The sequence below is a fragment of the Rhodospirillum sp. A1_3_36 genome, assembly GCF_047263945.1.
GTDB lineage: Bacteria > Pseudomonadota > Alphaproteobacteria > Rhodospirillales > Rhodospirillaceae > Rhodospirillum.
The window spans coordinates 12,653-31,310 of record NZ_JBLAVB010000008.1; the positions used below are offsets into that span (position 1 = coordinate 12,653).

The window sequence follows — 18,658 nt, forward strand, 5'->3', positions numbered from 1 at the left end:
ATTCTAGAGTGCTTTCGAGATGTGGAATGTATTATTCCAGTCCCGGTTTTCCCTGACGCATTTTCTTGACGACACCTCGTTTCGTCTTGGAGTCCATGCGCCGCTTTTGGCTGTTCTTGGTGGGTTTGGTGGGGCGGCGTGGCTTGTCCCGATGGGCGGCGAGGCGCAACAGCTCGACCAGCCGCTCCACAGCCTCGCGGCGGTTGGTTTCCTGGGCACGGTGGGCTTGGGCGGTGATGATGATCACCCCATCGCTGGTCATGCGCGAGCCCGCGACCTCGGGCAAGCGCCGCTTTACATAGCCTGACAGGTTCGGAGAGTTGAGCGCATCAAAGCGCAGTTGGACGGCAGAGGAGACCTTGTTGACGTTTTGTCCACCGGGGCCGGACGCACGGATGAACCGCTCCTCCAGCTCGGATTCGTCAATAGACATGGAACCTGTGATGGGAATCATCGCTGCTTCAGCACAATAAGGGTCAGATCATCGAGCACCTTGCAGGCCCCGATGTGGGCGCGGACATCGGCGATGATTGCGTCCTTCACATCCGAGGCCGCTTTCCGGTGGTGGATTTGGCACAGCTGTTTCAGACGCTCCAGGCTATAGAGTTGGTCCCGATCGTTGACCGCTTCGGTGATGCCGTCGGTGTAGAGGATCACCATGTCACCGGGCGACAGGTCCAGGGTGTCCTCCGCCAAGTATTGGGCCAGATCATCCACCAGACCCAGCGGCATGCCCAACATCAGGGTATCCACTTCCTCAAGCCCGCCATCGGAGCGGACGATGATCAGGGTTTCATGTTGGCCGGTGAATCGCATGACCCCACCGGGGCGCCCGTCGGCGCGGGGCCTGTGGTCGATCAGGGCAAAGGTCAGGTTTTTGCCACTCTCCATCCGTTCAATATTGCCAAACAGTGAGCGGTTCAGGGTATCCAGGAGGGCAGGCATGGGCCCTTCTTCCCCTTCGGCTCCGAGCACGTTCAGGGTGCGGACGGCGGATTGGGTCAGGAGCATGACCACACCGCTTTCCAGGCCATGGCCCGTGACATCGCCGATGGCGATGCGAACGCCGCCGTTGTGTTCCAGGATATCGAAATAGTCCCCCCCCACTTCGTCTGCGGTTTCCATGAAGGTGGCGATATCCAGAGTTTTGATGCGGTCCAGCTCCTCGGGTCGAGGCAGCAGCATGTGCTGTATCCGACGGGACACATCCAGCTCCGCTCCCAAGCGCAGGTTTTCCGTGCTCAAGCGGCTATTCAGGGCGCGAATTTCCGAATGAGCTTTGTCCAGTTCCGTGAGCGCTCTCTGCGCTTCCGCCGTCTCCCTAGCCAGGATTTCTCGCTTTTCCCCTTCCAATTCGCGCATGCGCACAGCATTGCGTTTGAAGACGTCCAGGGTGCGAGCCATGGCGCCAATTTCGTCTCCGGCGTCCCGACCTTCTACCTCCCGGTCCCAATTGCCGTTGGCCATGTCCTGCATAATGGCGTTCAGGGACAGCAGGGGGCTGCGGATGCTTTGAACAATCAGGGCGTTGGCGACAAAGCCCAGGAGCAGAATGATGGCACCGACCGTGACGATGAAGGCGACGGTCATCCAGGTGCGGCTTTCCAGCTCCTGACGCAGCATCCGCTCCCGTTCCTGGGCAAGCCCCCGCAGGGCTTCGGTCGTGTCATAGATCCGTTGAAGGCTGATGAAGGCCAGGAAGCGAGACTGGCCGGCCCAGGAAGCGGCGAGTTCCCGTTGTAATTCCAAGGATGTGCGGATGACGCCAAGGCGCTCGTCCACCAGAAGCAAGGCTTGGCGTGTCTCCTCCACTCCCGTGGCGAAGGCCGCTTTGTTTACCTGGTTCCGGAAGTTCTTCAAGGAATCCAGAGCGTCTTGGGCCGTGGCCATGCGTTGGTAGACGAAGAAATCGTCCATCTGGGCAACGATGGCTTTCAGGGGGGGGCGGAGGTCAAGGCCATTGGATTGTTCTGCGGCGACGAAGGCCAGCAGACCCATCGCTTGACCGGCTTGTTCTTGGATTGATGCCTGGGTATCAGAAAGGTGGGTGGTGACCCTGCGCAGTTCATGGAACTTGTCCATGGCGTCATTCAGGGCCTCGGTCAGCGCTGAGAGGGCCAGGGCGCCAGCCTCATCCTTCAGAATGACATCCCGCAGGGCGATGGTGATCTGTCCCCGCTGGAATTCCACTTCGTCGGCAATGGCTGCGCCTCGGGAATCGGCAAAGGCTCCCAAGGCCGTCTGAAACCGGGAAGAAACCTGGGAGAGGGTTGCAATCCCCTCGTCCCGGCGGGCCAGTTCCTCGGTGGATTGACGGTAGGCACTGACGAGGTCGGCGATACGCCAGCCCGATAGGGCAATGACCACCATGGCCAGACCGTAGAAGAGGACGGCCAGGAAAAGACGCCGCCCCAGGGGCATGCGCCGCAGGGGGCGGGCCAAGCGGGATACCGGTCTTTGGCTCACTGGAAGTCCAGGGCGAGGGTCGGCATCAACCGGCGCAGGTTGACCAGGGACTTTCCCTGCCAAGCGACGGCCTTGGAGCCGACAATGGACAAGACGTGATCGTCCCGGTCCCTGGCCTCAATGACGAATTTCGACAGCATGGCGATACCCGAGCTGTTCAGGAAGTCCAGTTTCCGCAGGTCCAAGGTCAGGGTCGGATAGTGATCCAATCCGTCGCGAAGGATCTGGGCGAGGGGTTCGTACTCGGTCAAACCGTTCAGGCGCAAGGTGCCCGATAGGGTCACGCGCCCTTGCTCGTCGTCCCGCTCCACTTTGTAGGTCGCACCGTCTATCACAATCATCGTCACGTATATCCTGGCAAAAAACGGGGTTAGACGGGAATCTGTACCCATGTGGTGGCCAGGGTGTCCCCAGTGGCTGGATCTGTTTCAAAGCTCCAGCACAACCTCCCCTCATAATCGTTGATCATTGTCACGAGTCCAAGCCCCGATCCCCCCTCCTCTCCCGGGCCGTTTTCCAGGATACGCATATAGATGTCCATGGGGTCTCCTTTGCTCAATTCCTGGGCAAAGGCGGCGTAGCGGGCCTGGGCGTCGGCGCTGATGGGATTGCTGGCTTGGAAGGTGATGCGGGCGGCTTCCAGATTCAGGGTGATGGTGATGGGGTGGTCGCTCTTCGAGTCGGTATACTTCATCGCGTTTTCGAGGAGCTCGTTGGCAATGTAGCTGACAGCTCCTTTCGCCTGGGACTGGCGGGCGAGGGTGTCGCTGTCGTCTTCGGGCGAGGGGAAAAAGGTCGTGACGTAGTCCCCCAGAAAGTCGGCCGACAATCCATTGTTCCTCCAACGTTGGCGCAGAGGCAGCAGACTGGGGGAAAAGCTCAGGACCAAGCTTTCCAGGACCTGGTCGACCTCATCAATGGTGCCGATACGATCGCTCATGGGATCCTCTTCGCTGGTGGCGGGCCGTTGGGAGGCGGCTTCAACGCTGGTTTTCAACTCACAACGGTGTTGCGGGATTGGGATTTGGCTTCGTACAGCCGCTTGTCGGCCCGTTCGATCAGATCCGTCGGTCGCAGTCCCGTCGCCGGACTCATCTCGGCGACGCCGATACTGACGGTCACCCGGCCCAGGGAGGCCATACGATGGGGGATATTGGTATCGTACAACGTCTGGCGTAGCTCCTCGGCCAAGTCCATGGCACCCTCCAACGTGGTTTCGGGGAGAAGGAGGACGAATTCCTCGCCACCAATACGGGCGGGTAGGTCGGCGGGACGACGGCTGAACTGGCGCAGGATCTTGCCAAAGGTTCGCAGAACCGCGTCTCCAGCCCCATGGCCATAGTGGTCGTTATAGGCCTTGAAATGGTCCAAATCGCACATGATCAGGGAGACCATCACCCCCCCCCTTTGGCACCGCGCCCATTCCTGGCCCAGCATGCCGTCGAACATCCGCCGATTGGCGATCCCGGTCAGGGGGTCTTTGCGCGCCAAGGCTTCCACTTCCGTATAGCGTTCCAGCCACTGGGTGTCGATCTCGTCGCTATGCTCGGTGATGGTCTGGACCAGGACTTCCAGATCGTCCTTTTGCCGACTGACGGCATCCAGAACCTCTGCCAGGCGCCGTTCGGCGAAAAGGCGCTCGGACATCTCCGCTCGGAGGCGGTCATTGGCGCTGCTTAGTTCATTCTCGATCAAGTCCCCATGCTCAATGGCAAGGGACAGGGCGATCTCCAAGTCGCAGTACTGTTGCTGAATGCCAGCCAGGGCCGCGCGTAGCCTGTCCCGCTCCAATAGGAGATCCTGGTATTCGGGTACTTGGGGTGTATGGCGGGCCTGTTTGGTCATGGGGACATCATTCCAGCCAAAAGTGGCAAAAATTCTAGTGGAATCGGTTTCCATCAGCAATAAGACTATCTGTGACAGAGTCTACGTTGGATTTGTTAAGATTCCCCCCCCTCTCCTTCATTTCCATTGAGGTTCCATATGGAAAGCGAACTGGACCGTCGTTTGACCGACCTGGAAATCCGTCTGACCCATCACGAGCGGTTGGCCGAGGATCTGTCGGACGTGGTAGCCAGCCAAGACAAACTCATTGAGCATCTCACTCTCCAGGTGCGCCATCTGGCCAAGCGTCTGCGTGAGGTGGATCCTGGTCCAGACCGGTCGCCCAGCGACGACCGGCCACCCCCCCACTATTGAGCTGGATCTGTCGCGCTGTGAACCGGTTCCATTGGGGCTGTCGTGTGCTCGTCCGGGATGCCCTGGGCGAGGCGGGCTTTCATCAGGCTTTTGCGCTCCCGTTCGGATTCGCTGCGCAACTGGCCACAGGCGGCCAGGATGTCCCGTCCCCGGGGCATGCGGATCGGGGCGGAGTATCCGCCATCGTTCAGCAGCGTCGAGAATTTCTCGATGTGGCTGACCGGGGGGCATTCATAATCTGACCCGGGCCAGGGATTGAAGGGAATCAGGTTGAACTTGCAGGGGATCCCCTCGACCAGCTTGAGGAGTGCACGGGCATCGGCTTCGGAATCGTTCAGGCCCTTGAGCATGACGTATTCAAAGGTGATCCGTCGGGCGTTGTTCAGGCCCGGATAGGACCGGCAGGCATCCATCAACTCAGCGAGCGGATACTTTTTGTTGATGGGCATGATCTCGTTCCGGACCTCGTCCGTTGCGGCATGCAGGCTGATCGCCAATTTGACGCCCAATTCCTCGCCACAGCGCCGAATCATGGGCACAACGCCAGAGGTCGAGAGGGTGATGCGTCGTTTCGACAGGGCAAGACCTTCCCCATCCATGATGATTTTTAGGGCCTTGGCCACATTGTCGTAATTATAAAAGGGTTCTCCCATGCCCATCATGACGATGTTGGAGAGGATTCGGGTCTCGTCCACGGGAGAGGGCCATTCCCCATAGGCATCCCGGGCGGCCATGAATTGGCCGACGATTTCCGCCGATGTCAGGTTGCGGACCAGCAATTGTGTGCCCGTATGGCAGAATTTGCAGGTTAAGGTGCAGCCCACCTGTGAGGAGACGCAAAGTGCTCCCCGATCATCCTCGGGAATATAAACTGTCTCGGCTTCATTGCCATCTGGGAACCGAAGCAGCCATTTGCGCGTTCCGTCCGTGGATCGCTGCTCTCGCGTGACGTCTGGCCGACCGACGACACAGGTGTCGGCCAGCTTGGCACGAAGGGGCGCGCCCAGACTCGTCATTTTGGAAAAGTCAGTCTCTCCGCGATGATACACCCAGTGCCACAGCTGTTTCGCGCGGAAGGGCTTCTCTCCCAGAGAGGCGAGAAGATCGGTGAGTTCTTCACGCGACATACCAACGATGTTCACGTGGGGCTCATTTCGCGGTATAACGCGGTGCGGCTTTATATCTGTCATGTCGCGTGATATATGTCCGTTCGCTTCGCCGGGAAAGGGTTTTTCCGGTCCTGTCTTCATGGCGTTCCGCTTGCGCTCCGTGGTAAAGGTCCATTGGGATAGTTAGATGGAAACGATGGTTGGGATCATCCATTTTTATTCCAGGGTCTCATATGTCACGGGAAACGATCATATTTGTTAATCTGGGTCACGGGGTGCCACGTTACGTCATGACGGGGTTTGTCCGCCGTAATCGAGGTGATGGAGGAGAATTATCGCTATGCTCAAAAATGTCCTGATGAGTGTCGCTGCGGCCGGTCTGCTGTCCGCTTGCGCCGATGTTTGGAACTATGAGGAAGTCGGTTCCATGAACAACATGGGAACTGCCTTCGACGCTGCCCTGCAGGAAGACTATGTTGCCCTGGCCGCCCACGAACGTGGGTATGGCGATTGGGACAGCACCGCCTACTACACTCAGAAGGCCAAGGCTGCTGCTATGGGTGAGACCCCGGCTCCGACCGCCATCGAGGAGCGGGATCTGGGTGCGTACACCGACGAGCTGACCGGCGCCCGCGCCGATCTGATGGCTGTTCTGGAAGCTGGCGCTCCGGCCGCTAATCCGGACATGGCTGCCATGGCTCAAAGCAGCTTCGATTGCTGGGCCGAGGAAGCCGAAGAAGACCGCCAGCCGACCCACATCGCGGAGTGCAAGCAGAACTTCGAAATCGCGATGAACGCCCTGGTGGTTGAGGAAGTCTCCTTCCAGGTTTATTTCGGTCTGGACAGCTCCCGCCTGAGCGCCGAAGCCGAAGCTACCCTGAACGAAGCGTCCCAGCTCTTTATGACCGGTGCTCCGGCCCGCGTCGTGGTGATCGGTTATACGGATACCTCCGGTCCGGCTGACTACAACATCCTGCTGTCCCAGCGTCGCGCTGAGTCCGTCGCCCGGGCCCTGGCCCAACGTGGTATCGCGTCCGAGGTCATGACCCTGGAGGCCTATGGTGAAGAGCGTCTGGCCGTTCCCACCGCCGATGGTGTGGTCGAGAAGTTGAACCGTCGCGTGGAAATCATCTTCAAGGGCTAAGGCCTGAGAGCAAGGTGTACGGATCCTTGGATCTGAGACCTTCGACAGGAAGCGGCGCGTCCCCCAGGGCGCGCCGTTTTCTGTTGGGGGGGCTTTTGCCGCCCCTATGGTGTTGTGGGGGCTTGGCGGCTATCCCCAGGGCCATCGGGGCCAAATGGGGGCTTCGGTGGGCTGTGGGCCTGTAGGAGGCTCTTCCGGGGGGTGATGCCAAGGTGCGGTGAGTTTGGCGCATTGGCCCCAGAGTATTCCGGGATCAAGTTTGGTCGCAAAACGACCCAACTTGATCCCGGAATACTCTGGCAAACGAAACAGGGGCCGAAGCATTGCTTCGACCCCTGATCTTGGGAAACTGGTGCGCCCGAAGAGATTCGAACTCCTAGCCTTCTGATTCGTAGTCAGATGCTCTATCCAGTTGAGCTACGGGCGCATATTTGTTCCCAGTCCTAACCTACTGTAATTGCGACCCTGTCACCTGAGCCGCTGTTTTTCCCGATCCGCCGGAGCGTCTGTCTCGTCGGGAGGCCGGATATGTATCCGAACAGAATGGGGCGTGCAAGAAAATTCGGTCGCAAGCTGGATATTTTTTTCTGTGGCACCCTGTCGGGAGAAAAACCTTGGAAAGGCAAGCCAAACACACGGGGTTCAGGTCAAAACCCGCTTGTGAGCCCATAGGCCTTTGAGTACACTGCGGCAATCCAAATCCAAGCTGATCTAGTGAGTTTCCGGATAATAAGAAAAGTGCATGAATTCCAGGCGACCTGTGGATTTCTTGGTTCATCCAGGAAAGAACTAGGCCGGGCTTCGGCGGATGGAAGCGGAATCGGGTGATGGACGCGTTCTTGCCCTGGGGAAAAGGTTTTTGTCGATGGCGCTCATGAATTTGAAAAGTTTGACTGTTTTAGCGGCTGTGACCGCTCTCGCTGCCTGTGACTCGGCGACGAATACCCTTTTCCCATCTCTTGGAGGGTCTTCATCTTACCAAGGGTCGGGATTCTATTCGGGAGGGGATGGTCCGCCGCAGCTCGGAAATACATACTTTGAACCCGATGGGGTCTCGCCAGGCTCGCCGACCGGGACCTTCGTGGGACAGAAGGTTCAGGCATATCGAGCTGAGTTGAGTCAACTGCAGGAAAATATTCGGGCAGAAAACACTCAGCTTCAGGCTTTGCGGACCAAGACCATCCAGGACAGCAACGCCTACCACGAGAACGTGGCGAGCATGCGGGCGCGTTTGCAGGTGGGAACGACGCCGAGTAACCCGGTTCTGATGAACCGCTGGGAGGCGGCTCAGGGGCAGTTGGCGTCGATTAATCAGGATGTTGTCCTGATGGATCAACTGGCCCAGATGATTACCGTCAATCAAGCGACCTCCAACTATTTGCTGGACGGGATCCGCGGATCCTTCGCTATTCCGGGCGCCGTTGACGAGGATCATCGTCAGTTGCGAATCCTGGAAGACGAGACCCAGCAGACGGCAGTGCTCGTTGATCGCCTGCTGAATGAGTTGACCAGCGACATTCGCCGTCAGACCGCTTATGTGCTGGCGGAGAAGGGGAACTTGGGCACTATGGCTGTTGCCATCAAGAATGGTCAGCTCTTTGGTTCCAACACGGCACCGGGTGGGTATAGTTCGTCCTCTTCTCTCGGTTCCGGTGGCGGGTATGGTCAGATGGCGAGCAGACAGCCGATGGCAGGCACCATGGGCATGGGTGCGCCTTTGGTGGTGATCCGTTTTGATCGCCCCAATGTTGCCTTCGAGCAGCCCCTCGCCAATGCTGTCCGCTCCACTCTGTTGCAGAATCCGGATGCCGTTTTCGATGTGGTGGTTGCTTCAGGTGGCGCCACGAGCGCTGCCTCTCGTGGCGCCGAACGGGTCGTGTCGATTCTTAATCGGGCCGGAGTGGGCGGGGATCGTATTTCCGTTAACGCTGCCAATTCCGGTGGTTCCGATGAGGTTCGGGTCTTCGCGCGATAGGGGGCGTATCGTTCGATCCTTGGACAAGGGATGATGTGTCATACCAAGGTGCGGCGAGTTTCACTCCCCCGAACCTTGGAACGGTCCAGTGCCCACCGTGCCTTATGGCGCGCAAAAGCCCACCGTGCCTTATGGCGCGCGAAAGCCCGCCTAGCGTTTGAATGCAAGAAAAACGGCATAGGGGGGCAGTCCGTGTCGCTTGGTATAAGGTTGAAGTGAAAAGCGCCGCTCAGTGATGGGTGGCGCTTTGTTTTGATGGATGCGCAAAACCGCGAGACGACGGTCACAGGACACGACACTGTCTTGTCCTTTTTGGGCGATTGCCCAAGCCCATTTGGGGGCTAATGCCCCCAAACCCCCCCTTTTTTTAGCCTGGGGTCTGGGGCCTTTCGGCCCCAGTGGGGGACGGGGCAAAGCCCCGTGACGGGAAAACACCCTCTGTCGTGTCCCGTGGACGACGGCGGATGTATTGCTACCAAGCGGCCACGGTTCCATCAGACCGGGGGTCGGAGGCCCCTTCCATGGTGCCATCCGTATGGAGGACCAGGGCCCCGGCGTGGCCCATGATTTCGTCGAAGGGAGCGACCATGGTCAAAGCGTGTCCCTTCGCACGCAGGGCATCCAGGATGGTACTGTCGAAGCGATCTTCCACCTTTAGATCGTCCGCCGGGCCACTCCAGCTTCTCCCCAGGGCCCAGCGGGGGGCGGTGATGGCCGCTTGGAGGTCCTGACCAAACAGGGCGTGACGGGCAAAGATGGTCGCCATGGTTTGAGGCTGGCCGTCCCCCCCCATCGTGCCAAAGGCCATGACACGGCCATCCCGGAGCTTGGCCAGCGCTGGGTTGAGGGTGTGAAACGGCTTCCGTCCAGGGGTTAGCGGATTGATGGATTGAGGATTGAGCGAGAAGGCAAAGCCACGGTTATGCCAAAGGACACCCGTATTTTTCAGGACGACACCCGATCCGAAGGCTTGATAGACGCTTTGTATGAAGCTGACAGTCCGGCCTTCGCTGTCGACTGCAGCCATCCAAATGGTGTCACCATCCGTGGACAGGGGCGGCCAAGGACCGGCGTGATTGGGATTGGTCTGGGCCGATAAGCCATCAAGGACTTGACCCGACAGGTAGGTTGCAGCGTGGACCCCCATGAAGCGGGGGTCGCAAATCTTATCGTCTCGGACCCGATAGGCGATTTTTGATGCTTCGACCATGGCGTGGATAAACTCCGCGCCTTCTGCGGACTTTATACCTGCGCGTTGGAACAAGCCTAAAAGCATCAAGGTGGTTAACCCCTGGGTCGGTGGGGGCGTGCCGTGGACGACGGCATTGTCGAGTGCCAGGGCCAGGGGGCGTCGGCGGACCGACCGGTGACGGGCCAAGTCTTCTGCGGTGACGGGGCAACCTGCGTCCTTTAAATCGGTGGCCACGACCTGACCCACAGAGCCCCGATAGAAGCTGTCGAGCCCTTCCCGCGCAAGGATTTCCAAGGTATCGGCCAGGGCTGGATTGCGTTGGACGGCTCCAGCTTTGGGGACGCGACCATCCGGGGAAAGGAACTGGGCGGAAAATCCTGGTTGGTCCTTCACCGCGCCTAGGACGCGACGGAGGGCCCGTTCCTGGGAATGGGAGACGGAGAACCCGTCCCGGGCCAAGGTGATAGCCTCAGTCACCAGGCGGGATAGGGGAAGGGTTCCCCCCCAACGCAGGGACAGATCCAAGGCGGACTGCCAACCGGACAGGGTGCCAGCTACCGTGCAGGCGGCTAAGGGGCCTTGGGCTGGGACCTTGGTTTGTCCCTTTTCCTTATAGGCCTCGATTGTCGCCAATGCGCCTGCAGCGCCGCTGGCGTCGATGGAAACGGGAGGGCGACCCGGTTCATGGATGATCCAGAAGCCGTCGCCGCCGATCCCATTCATGTGGGGGTAGACAACGGCGCAGGTGCTTGCTGCGGCGATCATCGCCTCGATGGCATTTCCCCCTTCGCGCAAAATGGCGAGTCCCGCCTGTGCGGCGAGGTGATGGGGTGCGGTCACCATGCCGCGTCTGGCCAACCTGGACGTCAGCATTGCTAGTTCTTCCTTGAAAGAAAACAAAACAAAGAGGGCTTATAATCCCCGAGGGCTGGGGATGCGTCCAGATCAAACCGTATGAAATGTGAAACAGGGACTGATACCAAGGTGCGGTGAGTTTGACACACCGCACCTTGGAAGCGGCCAAGTGGCCGCCGCGCCTTATGGCGCGTAAAAGCCCGCCTGGCGTTTGAACGCAAGAAAAGCGGCCAGGGTTTCAACACGCGCCGCTTGGTATGAGTGGATAATGGGCCCTGAATTCAATCTTCTGTATGACGTGGTACCATGGGAGCGAGAGGGGGGCAGTTTTCCGACCAACCGGTCGTCTGGGGGTGTCTTCTGCCGGGGTGCTCCTTGCCATTGCTCCCGTAGCATGGACCGGAGTACAACCTTCCCCTCGTTTCGTTCCATCCGATTTGACACATTCCAAGGAAGCCCTCTCCATGGACAATACCGATTTCCATGATCCCTATGAATTCCCCATCAGTTGGGATGTTTTTCACCTGAATACGGTGAAACTGGCTGAAAAGCTGATGGCCAAGGGACCCTTCAAGGGCATCGTTGCGATCACGCGCGGGGGATTGATCCCGGCATCGATCATTGCCCGCGAATTGAATATTCGCGTCATCGAAAGCGTGGGGATGAAATCCTACACGGATGGCCGTCAACGGGGATCTCTGCGGATCCTCAAGGAAATGAACAGGGATCTTGTGGGCGATGGCGAGGGATGGCTGGTCGTCGATGATTTGGTGGACAGCGGAGTCACCGCCAAGGCGGTCAAGGAGTTGATCCCGAAAGCCCATATGGCGACGGTCTACGCCAAGCCCGAAGGCCAACAGCAGACCGACACCTTCGTTGTGCCTGTGCGCCAGGATGTTTGGCTGATTTTTCCCTGGGATGCCCGGGTGGTGCGGGTCGATCCCCTGATTATGCTGCAGGACAATCTCGAGAAGGTCGAACGGTCGACTCATAAGGAAGGAGAGGTCTGATCGTGTGTCCGCCTTCCCCGGAAGAGACGGAGAAGGCGGACATTCGATTACAGGCCGATATTGTCGATCAGCCGGACCTTGCCGAGCATGGCGGCGATGAACAGGCGGGCATCGCCGTCCGGTGCCTCGTCGAGGGGAGCCAGGGTCTTGGAATCGCGGAGTTCCAGATAGTCAACGCTGGAGAAGCCGTCCTTGAGCAGCTCTCCTATCCCCCATTCCAGACAGTCACTGACCTCCGCACCGCCTAGGATGTCGGCCGCCACCCGCCGCAGGGTGCGGTTCAGGGCCGGGGCGATGGCCCGCTGCTCGGTGGTGAGATAGGCGTTGCGCGAGGACATGGCCAAGCCGTCATCCTCCCGGACGACGGGTGCACCCAGGATCTCTACGGGGATATCCAGATCTCGGGCCAAGCGCTTAAGCACCTGAAGCTGCTGGTAGTCCTTCTCGCCGAATACGGCCACATCGGGCAGGCAGCGCATCAGTAGCTTGGTCACCACCGTAGCGACTCCCTGGAAATGGCCCGGGCGGCGGTCGCCGCAGAGACCACGGGAGACGCCCTCCACGGTGACCATGGTGGAAAAGCCATGGGGATACATGGTCTCCACGGTGGGGGTGTAGAGGAGGCTTGCCCCGGCGGCAGCGAGTTTGGCGGCATCGGAGGCTTCCTCTCGCGGGTAGGCAGCGAAGTCCTCATCGGGTCCGAATTGGGTCGGATTGACGAAAATGCTTGCCACAACGCGGTCGGTCTTCTGCAGGGCAAGGCGTACCAGGGAGAGGTGACCGTCGTGCAGGGCGCCCATTGTGGGAACCAAGCCGACTCGGAGGCCCTCGGCGCGCCAGCCGGTAATGGTCGCGCGCAGATCGGCGGTTTCCCGCGCTATGGGAAGGGACTCGCCACCGGAGAGGGGGGAGGCCTGGGACGTCTGTGTCATGATAAGGATGTCTCGCTTGCCCAGGGGGAGCGGCGCAATGATGGGGGGAGTCTCCAGCGCCTGCTTCACGGTCTTGTTTCTGGGGACTATCGAATGGAGTTGGTCGGAAGCGGGGGAGCGGGAAGGCGGGTGGATTCGCCTATGGGGTCCTCCTCCTTTCCGCCCCCGGTAGCAGCAACCGGGCTGAGGCCGAAGCAATGTTCCGGCGCAGGGAAGCGGCGGGCTCGGACGTCCTCGGCATAGGTTTGAACGGCCTTGTCAACATCCTCCGCCAGATTGGCGAAGCGTTTGACAAATTTGGGTTTGAATTCGGTGAACAGTCCCAGGACATCCTCTGTCACCAGAACCTGTCCATCGCATTGGGGGGAGGCACCAATGCCGATGGTGGGGACGGCGATTGCCTGGGTCAGGTGGGCCGCGACGCTTTCGAAGGTGCCTTCGACGACCAGGGCGAACGCTCCGGCCTGTGCGATGGCCTGTCCATCGGCGATAACGGTCGCTGCCTCGCCTTCTGTCCGACCTTGGGCACGGAAACCGCCCATGGAATGCACCATCTGGGGCTTCAGGCCGACGTGGCCCATCACGGGGACGCCCCGTTGGGTCAGGAATGCGACGGTTTCGGCCATTTCCACACCGCCTTCCAGTTTCACAGCGGCGGCGCCGGTCTCCGACAGGATGCGGGCGGCGTTGCGGAAGGCCTGTTGAGGGCTTTCCTGGTAAGACCCAAAGGGCATATCCACCACCACGACGGCTTTGCTCGAGCCGCGGACGACGGCTTGGCCATGGGCGATCATCATCTCCAGAGTCACCGCATGGGTGGTGGGCAAACCATAGACCACCATGCCCAGAGAATCCCCAACCAGCAGCAGGTCCACATGGGGATCGAGCATGTTGGCCATGGGCGCGGTATAGGCGGTGAGGCAAACCACCGGATCGGCGGCCTTGCGTTGCATGATGTCGCGGACGGTGAGACGCCGGCCGACAGGCTGGGTGACGCTCATCGTGCTCCCCTCCCTTCGGTCAAATCCAAATTTCCAGAGCGACGATTGGAAAACGGGATAGGGATTTCCAACCGAAAAACGCTCCAACGGAGTCAGTCTCAATCACACCAGGAGTCAAATCCTGAGTTTGATTTCGGCAAACCGACCTTGGGCTGTCTTGTAGCTCGCCGCAGTCTAAAGGAAAAGCGAGATTCAGGCGAACCCATGAGCAATTTCGCGAGGGGCGACAGATCCTTTCGCGACCAGTCAGCAGGGATTGGGGCGTCTTGATCCGGCCGGTCTGGTTCTCGCGAGGGCTGTGTGCGCCGGAGCGGTTCTTTAAAAGCCGCCGTCGGCGATTTGGCGCAGGGCGGCAGGATCCCTTAGGGCCACGGTGCTGGGATTGGGCAGTTCCAGCAGACCGGAGACCTTGAACTTGGTCAGGGTCCGGCTCACGGTCTCGATGGTTAATCCCAGATAGTCGGCCACGTCGGATCGTCCCATGGGGATCAGCACGGGACTGGCTGAATCGCCCCGTTCCACCGCCCTTTGGGACAGGGATAAAAGGAAGGAGGCAAGCTTTTCCGGAGCACTTTTCCGTCCCAGAAGCAGGGTGTGCTCGTGGAAATGGGCCAGCTTGATCATCGATCGACGCAGCACTTCCCGCGCCAGGGTGGGGGCGTTCGGGTAGAGCTGTTCCATCTTTGCGACGGGGAAGCGGCAAAGGCTGGTCATGGTGATCGCTTCCGCCGTATAGCCGTGCAAGCCGTTGGGGGAAAATCCAAACAGGTCTCCCCGGAAGAAGAAGCCGGTGATTTGGCGGCGTCCATCGGCCATTAACTTGTAGATTTTTACCGCACCGGAGAGGGGGGAGTACAAATAATTGGCGGGATCCCCCTCGTTGAACAGGGTCTCTTGGGGGGTGGCGCGGATGCAGCCTTGGATCGCCATGAGACCGCGAAACTCGCTTGCTGGCAGGCCGTGACAGAAAGCCAAATCTCCCAGGTTACATTGTAGACAGGCGTCGTTGCTGTCCCGTCCGCAATTCTCCCGGAAACGGCTGTCTTGGATGGCTCTGTCACCATCAACACCTAGGGCGATACGACCTGCCATGGATACCTTCGTACTTCCAATTCCCTGGGGGGATATCCCTATGATTCGGAGCGTTTTCCCCGCTTAACGCGATCGGTTCCGCTTGCATTGGGATAAAAGACATTCCTGTCTTTCCATTGATCCACATCAAAAACGGACTCTAAGGGGTGTGACCGAGGGACGCCAGTCCTAATTGGATTCGTCGTCTTTGGGGTGGTTGTCCTTGTGGGTATTTTCTGTCGGAGCGGGAGGAGGCGGGATGTCGTCATCTTCGAAAAGAATACGATGGGCGGCTCCATCCAGATCCTCAAACTGCCCGCTTTTCAAAGCCCAAAGGAAGGCGCCAAGGCCGATGCCGCCCATGCCGAGTGCGATGGGAATCAGGTAAAGCAAGATGTCCATAGGTAGGCCTCTTCCTTGTATGGGGCTTCTGCATAGATCAAACCGTCCTAGAGCATGTTGCGTGAAATGTGATTCACGCAACATGCTCTAAACCTCTGACATTGAAGCAAATCGTCGTCTCAATCTGTTCCGGATTGCTCGGGATTTGCTCTAAATCGGAATCGATTTAAGGCGGGTAATGAGATCTAGATTCAACAGGGTGAACATCGAGTGGACCGGAAAACCGGTGCCTCCTTTTCCGCTCGATGCTCTAATCGCGGTTGTTTGCCCGGGTCAGGCGCAAGGCGTTGAGGATCACGACTACGGAGGACCCGCTCATCGCCACCGCCGCGATCAGGGGCGTGACCAGTCCGGCCACAGCCAGGGGAATCGTCACAAGGTTATAGGCAAAGGACAGTCCGAAATTCATGCGAACAAGGCCATCAGCCTGGTGGGCGACGTCCATCGCTTCCAGAATGGGAGCCAGACGCGTGCCTTGGAAGATGACATCAGCAGCCGTTTGAGTCACATCCACCGCACTGGAGGGCGACAGCGAGACCAGGGCCGCAGCCAGAGCCGGGGCGTCGTTCAGGCCGTCACCAACCATGGCCACGCGTTTGCCATCTTGGGCCAGGGCAGTCAGGCGGGCGACCTTGTCCCCGGGGCTTTGGCCTGCGCTCCAATGGTCGATCCCGACGAGGTGAGCCACCTCCGACACCGCTTCGGAGCGATCGCCAGAGAGAAGTTCCACGGACAGGCCTCGGGCCTTCAGCCTGGCGATGACCTCCCGGGCGTCGGATCGGGGGGCATCAATGAAGGCGAAGCGGGTGGTTGGGTGTCCCGGACGGGAAAACCAGATTTCCGGCCCCGTCGTCTGGTGCTCGTCTGAGATCGGGTCGACATCATCGGGGAGTCCACAGAACGCACGGCTCCCTAGGCGCTCCTCTCCCCCTTCGATGGGGCGGGACAGGCCCTGTCCGGGATGTTCACTGACCACGGAGGCCGTGTCCCTAGCGCCTCCCGCCGCCCGGACGAGGGCGCGGGCGAGGGGGTGGTGACTGTTTGCCGCCAGAGTCGCGGCGGCTGTCAGATCCTCCGTCGACCAGGAAACATTGTCTCGGATCAATTCGGGGCGACCTTCGGTCAGGGTGCCGGTTTTGTCGAAGACCAAATGGTCGACGGTGGTCAAGCGCTCCAGGGCCGTGGGGGATTTGACCAGGATTCCCTTGCGCAGCAGGCGGCCTGTGGCGACCACCTGAACGACGGGGACGGCCAGTGCGAGGGCGCAGGGACAGGTGACAATCAACACCGCCGAGGCGATCAGCAGGGCTTGCTGCCAGGGCGCATCCATCAAGAACACCCAGCCCAGGAAGGTGGAGAGGGCCATCAGGTGAACCACGGGCACATAGGCTCGGGCGACTCGGTCGGCCAGGGCCACATAGCGGGCGCGTCCCTGTTCGGCGACCTCCATCATGCGGACGATTTCTGCGAGCAGGGTGCCTTCCCCCACTGCCCCGGCGGTGACCCGCAGGGGAGCCGTCAGGTTGACGGTGCCTGCGAAGACCGGGGAGCCGGGTTCCACCGACTCGGGAAGGGTTTCGCCGGTGAGCAGGCTGGTGTCCAGATCCGAGCGGCCTTCGGCCACCGTTCCGTCTACGCCGATCCGCTCTCCTGCAGCGACAAGGATGGTTGCGCCGGCCTCAACCCGGGCCGGGGGCATGTGCTCGACCGTTCCGTCGTCCCGGGCGACGGCCACGGATCCGGCGCCCAAAGTTAAAAGATGTTCCGCTGCGGATCGGGCTCGGCCCCGGGCGCGCAGGTCCAGGTAGCGGCCCACCAGCAGGAAGAACAACAGCATGACGGCTGCGTCGAAATAGGCATGCTGGCCCTGGTTGGCTGTCTCCCACAGACTCATGCCCGCAGCCAGGGCGACGGCCAGGGTGATGGGCACATCCATATTGCCCCGGCCCGCGCGCAGGGCCGTTATGGCCGAGCGGGCAAAGGGGCGGATGGCATAGAGGATCGCCGGAATGGCGATCAGGGCCGAAATCCAATGGAAAAGCGTCCGGGTCGCCGTGTCCATGTCTCCGCCGAACCAGATGGAGACGGAAAACAGCATGACATTGCCCGAAGCGAACCCGGCAACAGCCATGGCCCGTAAGAGGGCCTTTTCCTCCCGTTGGGTGGCCTGATCCAAGAGGGCCGGATCATAGGGTACAAGGCGGTACCCCACCTTGAGGACCGGTTCGAGAATGGTATTCGCTCCGCCGTCCGGACCGGTGCAGGGATGGGGCTTGAAGCGCAGGGTCAGGCGCCGGGTGGTCATGTTGAGGCGAGCCTGGGTCACGCCAGGTTGGCGTTTTAACAGGCTTTCGATCAGCCAGACGCAGGCCGCGCAATGGAGCCCTTCCACCATGAGGTGGAGAACCGCCTCCTCTCCCCGTCCTTCTTTGGCCGGTTCCATGCGCACATGGGCGGAAAAGTCGGCGCCCTCAACCTCCTCGGGTTTCAAGGCCCGGGTCTCCGGGTCCAGGCACCGGCGCTGGTAATATTGGGACAGGCCCGTGCCCTGAATCAAGGCATGGGCGCCCTGGCAGCCGACGCAACAGAAGTCGGGAGCGGCAGGGCCGTCCGTTGGCACGGGAAGGCCGCAATGCAGGCAGTCGGTCATGGCCTTGCCAGACGGAGAGGGCTCACGGCGTCAGGATGAAGCGGTCACGCATGCGATAGGCGGCGTCCCGCTCCTCCAGCTTGGCTACAACGCGAACTTCCCATTGTCCCTGGAAGGGCAGGGTGACCGGGGAGGTCCAGTAGCCGTCCGTATTGGCGTGGAGGGTCATGGTCTGGTCGTAACCCGACTGTGTCGGGCGCCGGATCTGGGCGGTGACGCTCATGCCCCGCAGCACCGGCTGACCGGCCTCGTCCAGGAATTGGGCGTTGATTTTGGCGGGCCAGGCGCCGTCGGATCCACCGGGTAGGCCGTCCAGGGTGATCGCACCACTCCAGCCCAGAGCCTCTTGAGCCCGGGCGGCGGCGATCTCCTTGTTATAGGCGACCCCGTCATCATAGGCGGTGGTCGAGACCAAGCCGTTAAAGGTGCTGGTGGCGAAATACAAAAGGGTCAGGTTGACCCCCAGGACGATGCCGAACGCCCCAACGAAAATATAGGGGTACCACCACCCCTTCTGTCGAACCTTGGCCATCCGCTTTCTGCCTCATGTGATGGGGGCCCCTCTGAACGGGAGCCTGAAAATAAGGGCGGGGCCATCTTTACCGTGGCCCTCGCCCGCTTATGCGATGCCTTGCGGTCTTCCTGTTGACGG

15 protein-coding genes, 1 tRNA gene and 2 pseudogenes are annotated in these 18,658 nt (G+C 60.2%); 4 read left to right on the top strand and 14 right to left on the bottom strand.

The annotated features are described in order from the left end of the window. Nucleotides 1-31 precede the first annotated feature (31 nt). The 5 genes from arfB to ACLIRY_RS16570 are packed head-to-tail and all read right to left on the bottom strand — an operon-like array spanning nucleotide 32 to nucleotide 4,311. Entirely contained in the window at nucleotides 32-454 is a 423-nt protein-coding gene (gene arfB / locus ACLIRY_RS16550; protein ID WP_413206528.1) for an alternative ribosome rescue aminoacyl-tRNA hydrolase ArfB, read from the bottom strand. Then, a complete protein-coding gene (locus ACLIRY_RS16555) occupies nucleotides 451-2,466 on the bottom strand; it encodes a SpoIIE family protein phosphatase (protein WP_413206529.1) in 2,016 nt (671 codons plus the stop codon). Before ACLIRY_RS16555 ends, arfB begins: the two co-directional genes overlap by 4 nt. Next, the gene (locus tag ACLIRY_RS16560) at nucleotides 2,463-2,807 is read right to left on the bottom strand and encodes a slr1659 superfamily regulator (RefSeq protein WP_413206530.1); all 345 of its coding nucleotides are present in this window, start codon (nucleotides 2,805-2,807) and stop codon (nucleotides 2,463-2,465) included. Before ACLIRY_RS16560 ends, ACLIRY_RS16555 begins: the two co-directional genes overlap by 4 nt. A 29-nt stretch (nucleotides 2,808-2,836) precedes the next feature. Then, on the bottom strand, nucleotides 2,837-3,406 hold the full coding sequence (locus ACLIRY_RS16565; protein WP_413206531.1) for a slr1658 superfamily regulator: 570 nt from the start codon (nucleotides 3,404-3,406) through the stop codon (nucleotides 2,837-2,839). 53 nt (nucleotides 3,407-3,459) lie between these two features. Next, the gene (locus tag ACLIRY_RS16570; RefSeq protein ID WP_413206532.1) at nucleotides 3,460-4,311 is read right to left on the bottom strand and encodes a GGDEF domain-containing protein; all 852 of its coding nucleotides are present in this window, start codon (nucleotides 4,309-4,311) and stop codon (nucleotides 3,460-3,462) included. 138 nt (nucleotides 4,312-4,449) lie between these two features. Here ACLIRY_RS16570 and ACLIRY_RS16575 point away from each other — a divergent pair, with 138 nt between their 5' ends. Continuing rightward, nucleotides 4,450-4,665 (top strand): SlyX family protein, encoded by a 216-nt coding sequence (locus ACLIRY_RS16575; protein ID WP_413206533.1) that lies wholly within the window; start codon nucleotides 4,450-4,452, stop codon nucleotides 4,663-4,665. Here ACLIRY_RS16575 and rlmN read toward each other — a convergent pair. Beyond that, nucleotides 4,659-5,949, bottom strand: a pseudogene (gene rlmN, locus ACLIRY_RS16580) (23S rRNA (adenine(2503)-C(2))-methyltransferase RlmN). The gene ACLIRY_RS16575 and the pseudogene rlmN sit on opposite strands and share 7 nt — an antisense overlap. A 165-nt stretch (nucleotides 5,950-6,114) precedes the next feature. On the opposite strand from rlmN, the gene ACLIRY_RS16585 reads away from it, so the two are divergent. Next, nucleotides 6,115-6,918 carry an OmpA family protein gene (locus tag ACLIRY_RS16585; RefSeq protein WP_413206534.1) on the top strand — a complete coding sequence of 268 codons (804 nt, stop codon included), beginning with the start codon at nucleotides 6,115-6,117 and terminating at the stop codon, nucleotides 6,916-6,918. Nucleotides 6,919-7,268: 350 nt separating this feature from the next. Here ACLIRY_RS16585 and ACLIRY_RS16590 read toward each other — a convergent pair. Beyond that, a tRNA-Arg gene (locus tag ACLIRY_RS16590) sits at nucleotides 7,269-7,345 on the bottom strand. A gap of 687 nt (nucleotides 7,346-8,032) precedes the next feature. On the opposite strand from ACLIRY_RS16590, the gene ACLIRY_RS16595 reads away from it, so the two are divergent. Then, a complete protein-coding gene (locus ACLIRY_RS16595; protein ID WP_413206535.1) occupies nucleotides 8,033-8,893 on the top strand; it encodes a hypothetical protein in 861 nt (286 codons plus the stop codon). Nucleotides 8,894-9,365: 472 nt separating this feature from the next. Here ACLIRY_RS16595 and ACLIRY_RS16600 read toward each other — a convergent pair whose 3' ends face one another. Then, the gene (locus ACLIRY_RS16600; RefSeq protein WP_413206536.1) at nucleotides 9,366-10,958 is read right to left on the bottom strand and encodes a gamma-glutamyltransferase family protein; all 1,593 of its coding nucleotides are present in this window, start codon (nucleotides 10,956-10,958) and stop codon (nucleotides 9,366-9,368) included. A 446-nt stretch (nucleotides 10,959-11,404) separates the two neighbouring features. On the opposite strand from ACLIRY_RS16600, the gene gpt reads away from it, so the two are divergent. Beyond that, nucleotides 11,405-11,950 (top strand): xanthine phosphoribosyltransferase, encoded by a 546-nt coding sequence (gpt, locus tag ACLIRY_RS16605; protein ID WP_413206537.1) that lies wholly within the window; start codon nucleotides 11,405-11,407, stop codon nucleotides 11,948-11,950. Between the two features lie 47 nt (nucleotides 11,951-11,997). Here the strand turns inward: gpt and panC are convergent, their stop codons facing one another. From panC to ACLIRY_RS16635, 6 genes and pseudogenes are all read right to left on the bottom strand, one after another. Then, nucleotides 11,998-12,882, bottom strand: a complete 885-nt coding sequence (gene panC, locus ACLIRY_RS16610) for a pantoate--beta-alanine ligase (RefSeq protein WP_413206538.1) — start codon at nucleotides 12,880-12,882, stop codon at nucleotides 11,998-12,000. Nucleotides 12,883-13,058: 176 nt separating this feature from the next. Beyond that, nucleotides 13,059-13,883: pseudogene (gene panB, locus ACLIRY_RS16615) on the bottom strand (3-methyl-2-oxobutanoate hydroxymethyltransferase); the annotation flags it as partial. A 318-nt stretch (nucleotides 13,884-14,201) separates the two neighbouring features. After that, nucleotides 14,202-14,975 carry a cyclic nucleotide-binding domain-containing protein gene (locus ACLIRY_RS16620; protein ID WP_413206539.1) on the bottom strand — a complete coding sequence of 258 codons (774 nt, stop codon included), beginning with the start codon at nucleotides 14,973-14,975 and terminating at the stop codon, nucleotides 14,202-14,204. A gap of 168 nt (nucleotides 14,976-15,143) precedes the next feature. Further along, nucleotides 15,144-15,356, bottom strand: a complete 213-nt coding sequence (ccoS, locus tag ACLIRY_RS16625) for a cbb3-type cytochrome oxidase assembly protein CcoS (protein ID WP_413206540.1) — start codon at nucleotides 15,354-15,356, stop codon at nucleotides 15,144-15,146. Between the two features lie 250 nt (nucleotides 15,357-15,606). Beyond that, complete coding sequence (locus tag ACLIRY_RS16630; RefSeq protein ID WP_413206541.1) at nucleotides 15,607-18,006, bottom strand: heavy metal translocating P-type ATPase; 2,400 nt, start codon at nucleotides 18,004-18,006, stop codon at nucleotides 15,607-15,609. Nucleotides 18,007-18,028: 22 nt separating this feature from the next. Next, entirely contained in the window at nucleotides 18,029-18,538 is a 510-nt protein-coding gene (locus ACLIRY_RS16635) for a FixH family protein (RefSeq protein ID WP_413206542.1), read from the bottom strand. Nucleotides 18,539-18,658: the final 120 nt, after the last annotated feature.

What these genes read in the sequence shown, in the direction of transcription:
- ACLIRY_RS16570 (WP_413206532.1), bottom strand. Translation starts at nt 4,311, where the DNA reads ATGACCAAACAGGCCCGCCATACACCCCAAGTACCCGAATACCAGGAT.
- gpt (WP_413206537.1), top strand. Translation starts at nt 11,405, where the DNA reads ATGGACAATACCGATTTCCATGATCCCTATGAATTCCCCATCAGTTGG.
- ACLIRY_RS16600 (WP_413206536.1), bottom strand. Translation starts at nt 10,958, where the DNA reads ATGCTGACGTCCAGGTTGGCCAGACGCGGCATGGTGACCGCACCCCAT.
- panC (WP_413206538.1), bottom strand. Translation starts at nt 12,882, where the DNA reads ATGACACAGACGTCCCAGGCCTCCCCCCTCTCCGGTGGCGAGTCCCTT.
- ACLIRY_RS16620 (WP_413206539.1), bottom strand. Translation starts at nt 14,975, where the DNA reads ATGGCAGGTCGTATCGCCCTAGGTGTTGATGGTGACAGAGCCATCCAA.
- arfB (WP_413206528.1), bottom strand. Translation starts at nt 454, where the DNA reads ATGATTCCCATCACAGGTTCCATGTCTATTGACGAATCCGAGCTGGAG.
- ACLIRY_RS16635 (WP_413206542.1), bottom strand. Translation starts at nt 18,538, where the DNA reads ATGGCCAAGGTTCGACAGAAGGGGTGGTGGTACCCCTATATTTTCGTT.
- ACLIRY_RS16560 (WP_413206530.1), bottom strand. Translation starts at nt 2,807, where the DNA reads ATGATTGTGATAGACGGTGCGACCTACAAAGTGGAGCGGGACGACGAG.
- ccoS (WP_413206540.1), bottom strand. Translation starts at nt 15,356, where the DNA reads ATGGACATCTTGCTTTACCTGATTCCCATCGCACTCGGCATGGGCGGC.
- ACLIRY_RS16565 (WP_413206531.1), bottom strand. Translation starts at nt 3,406, where the DNA reads ATGAGCGATCGTATCGGCACCATTGATGAGGTCGACCAGGTCCTGGAA.
- ACLIRY_RS16585 (WP_413206534.1), top strand. Translation starts at nt 6,115, where the DNA reads ATGCTCAAAAATGTCCTGATGAGTGTCGCTGCGGCCGGTCTGCTGTCC.
- ACLIRY_RS16630 (WP_413206541.1), bottom strand. Translation starts at nt 18,006, where the DNA reads ATGACCGACTGCCTGCATTGCGGCCTTCCCGTGCCAACGGACGGCCCT.
- ACLIRY_RS16575 (WP_413206533.1), top strand. Translation starts at nt 4,450, where the DNA reads ATGGAAAGCGAACTGGACCGTCGTTTGACCGACCTGGAAATCCGTCTG.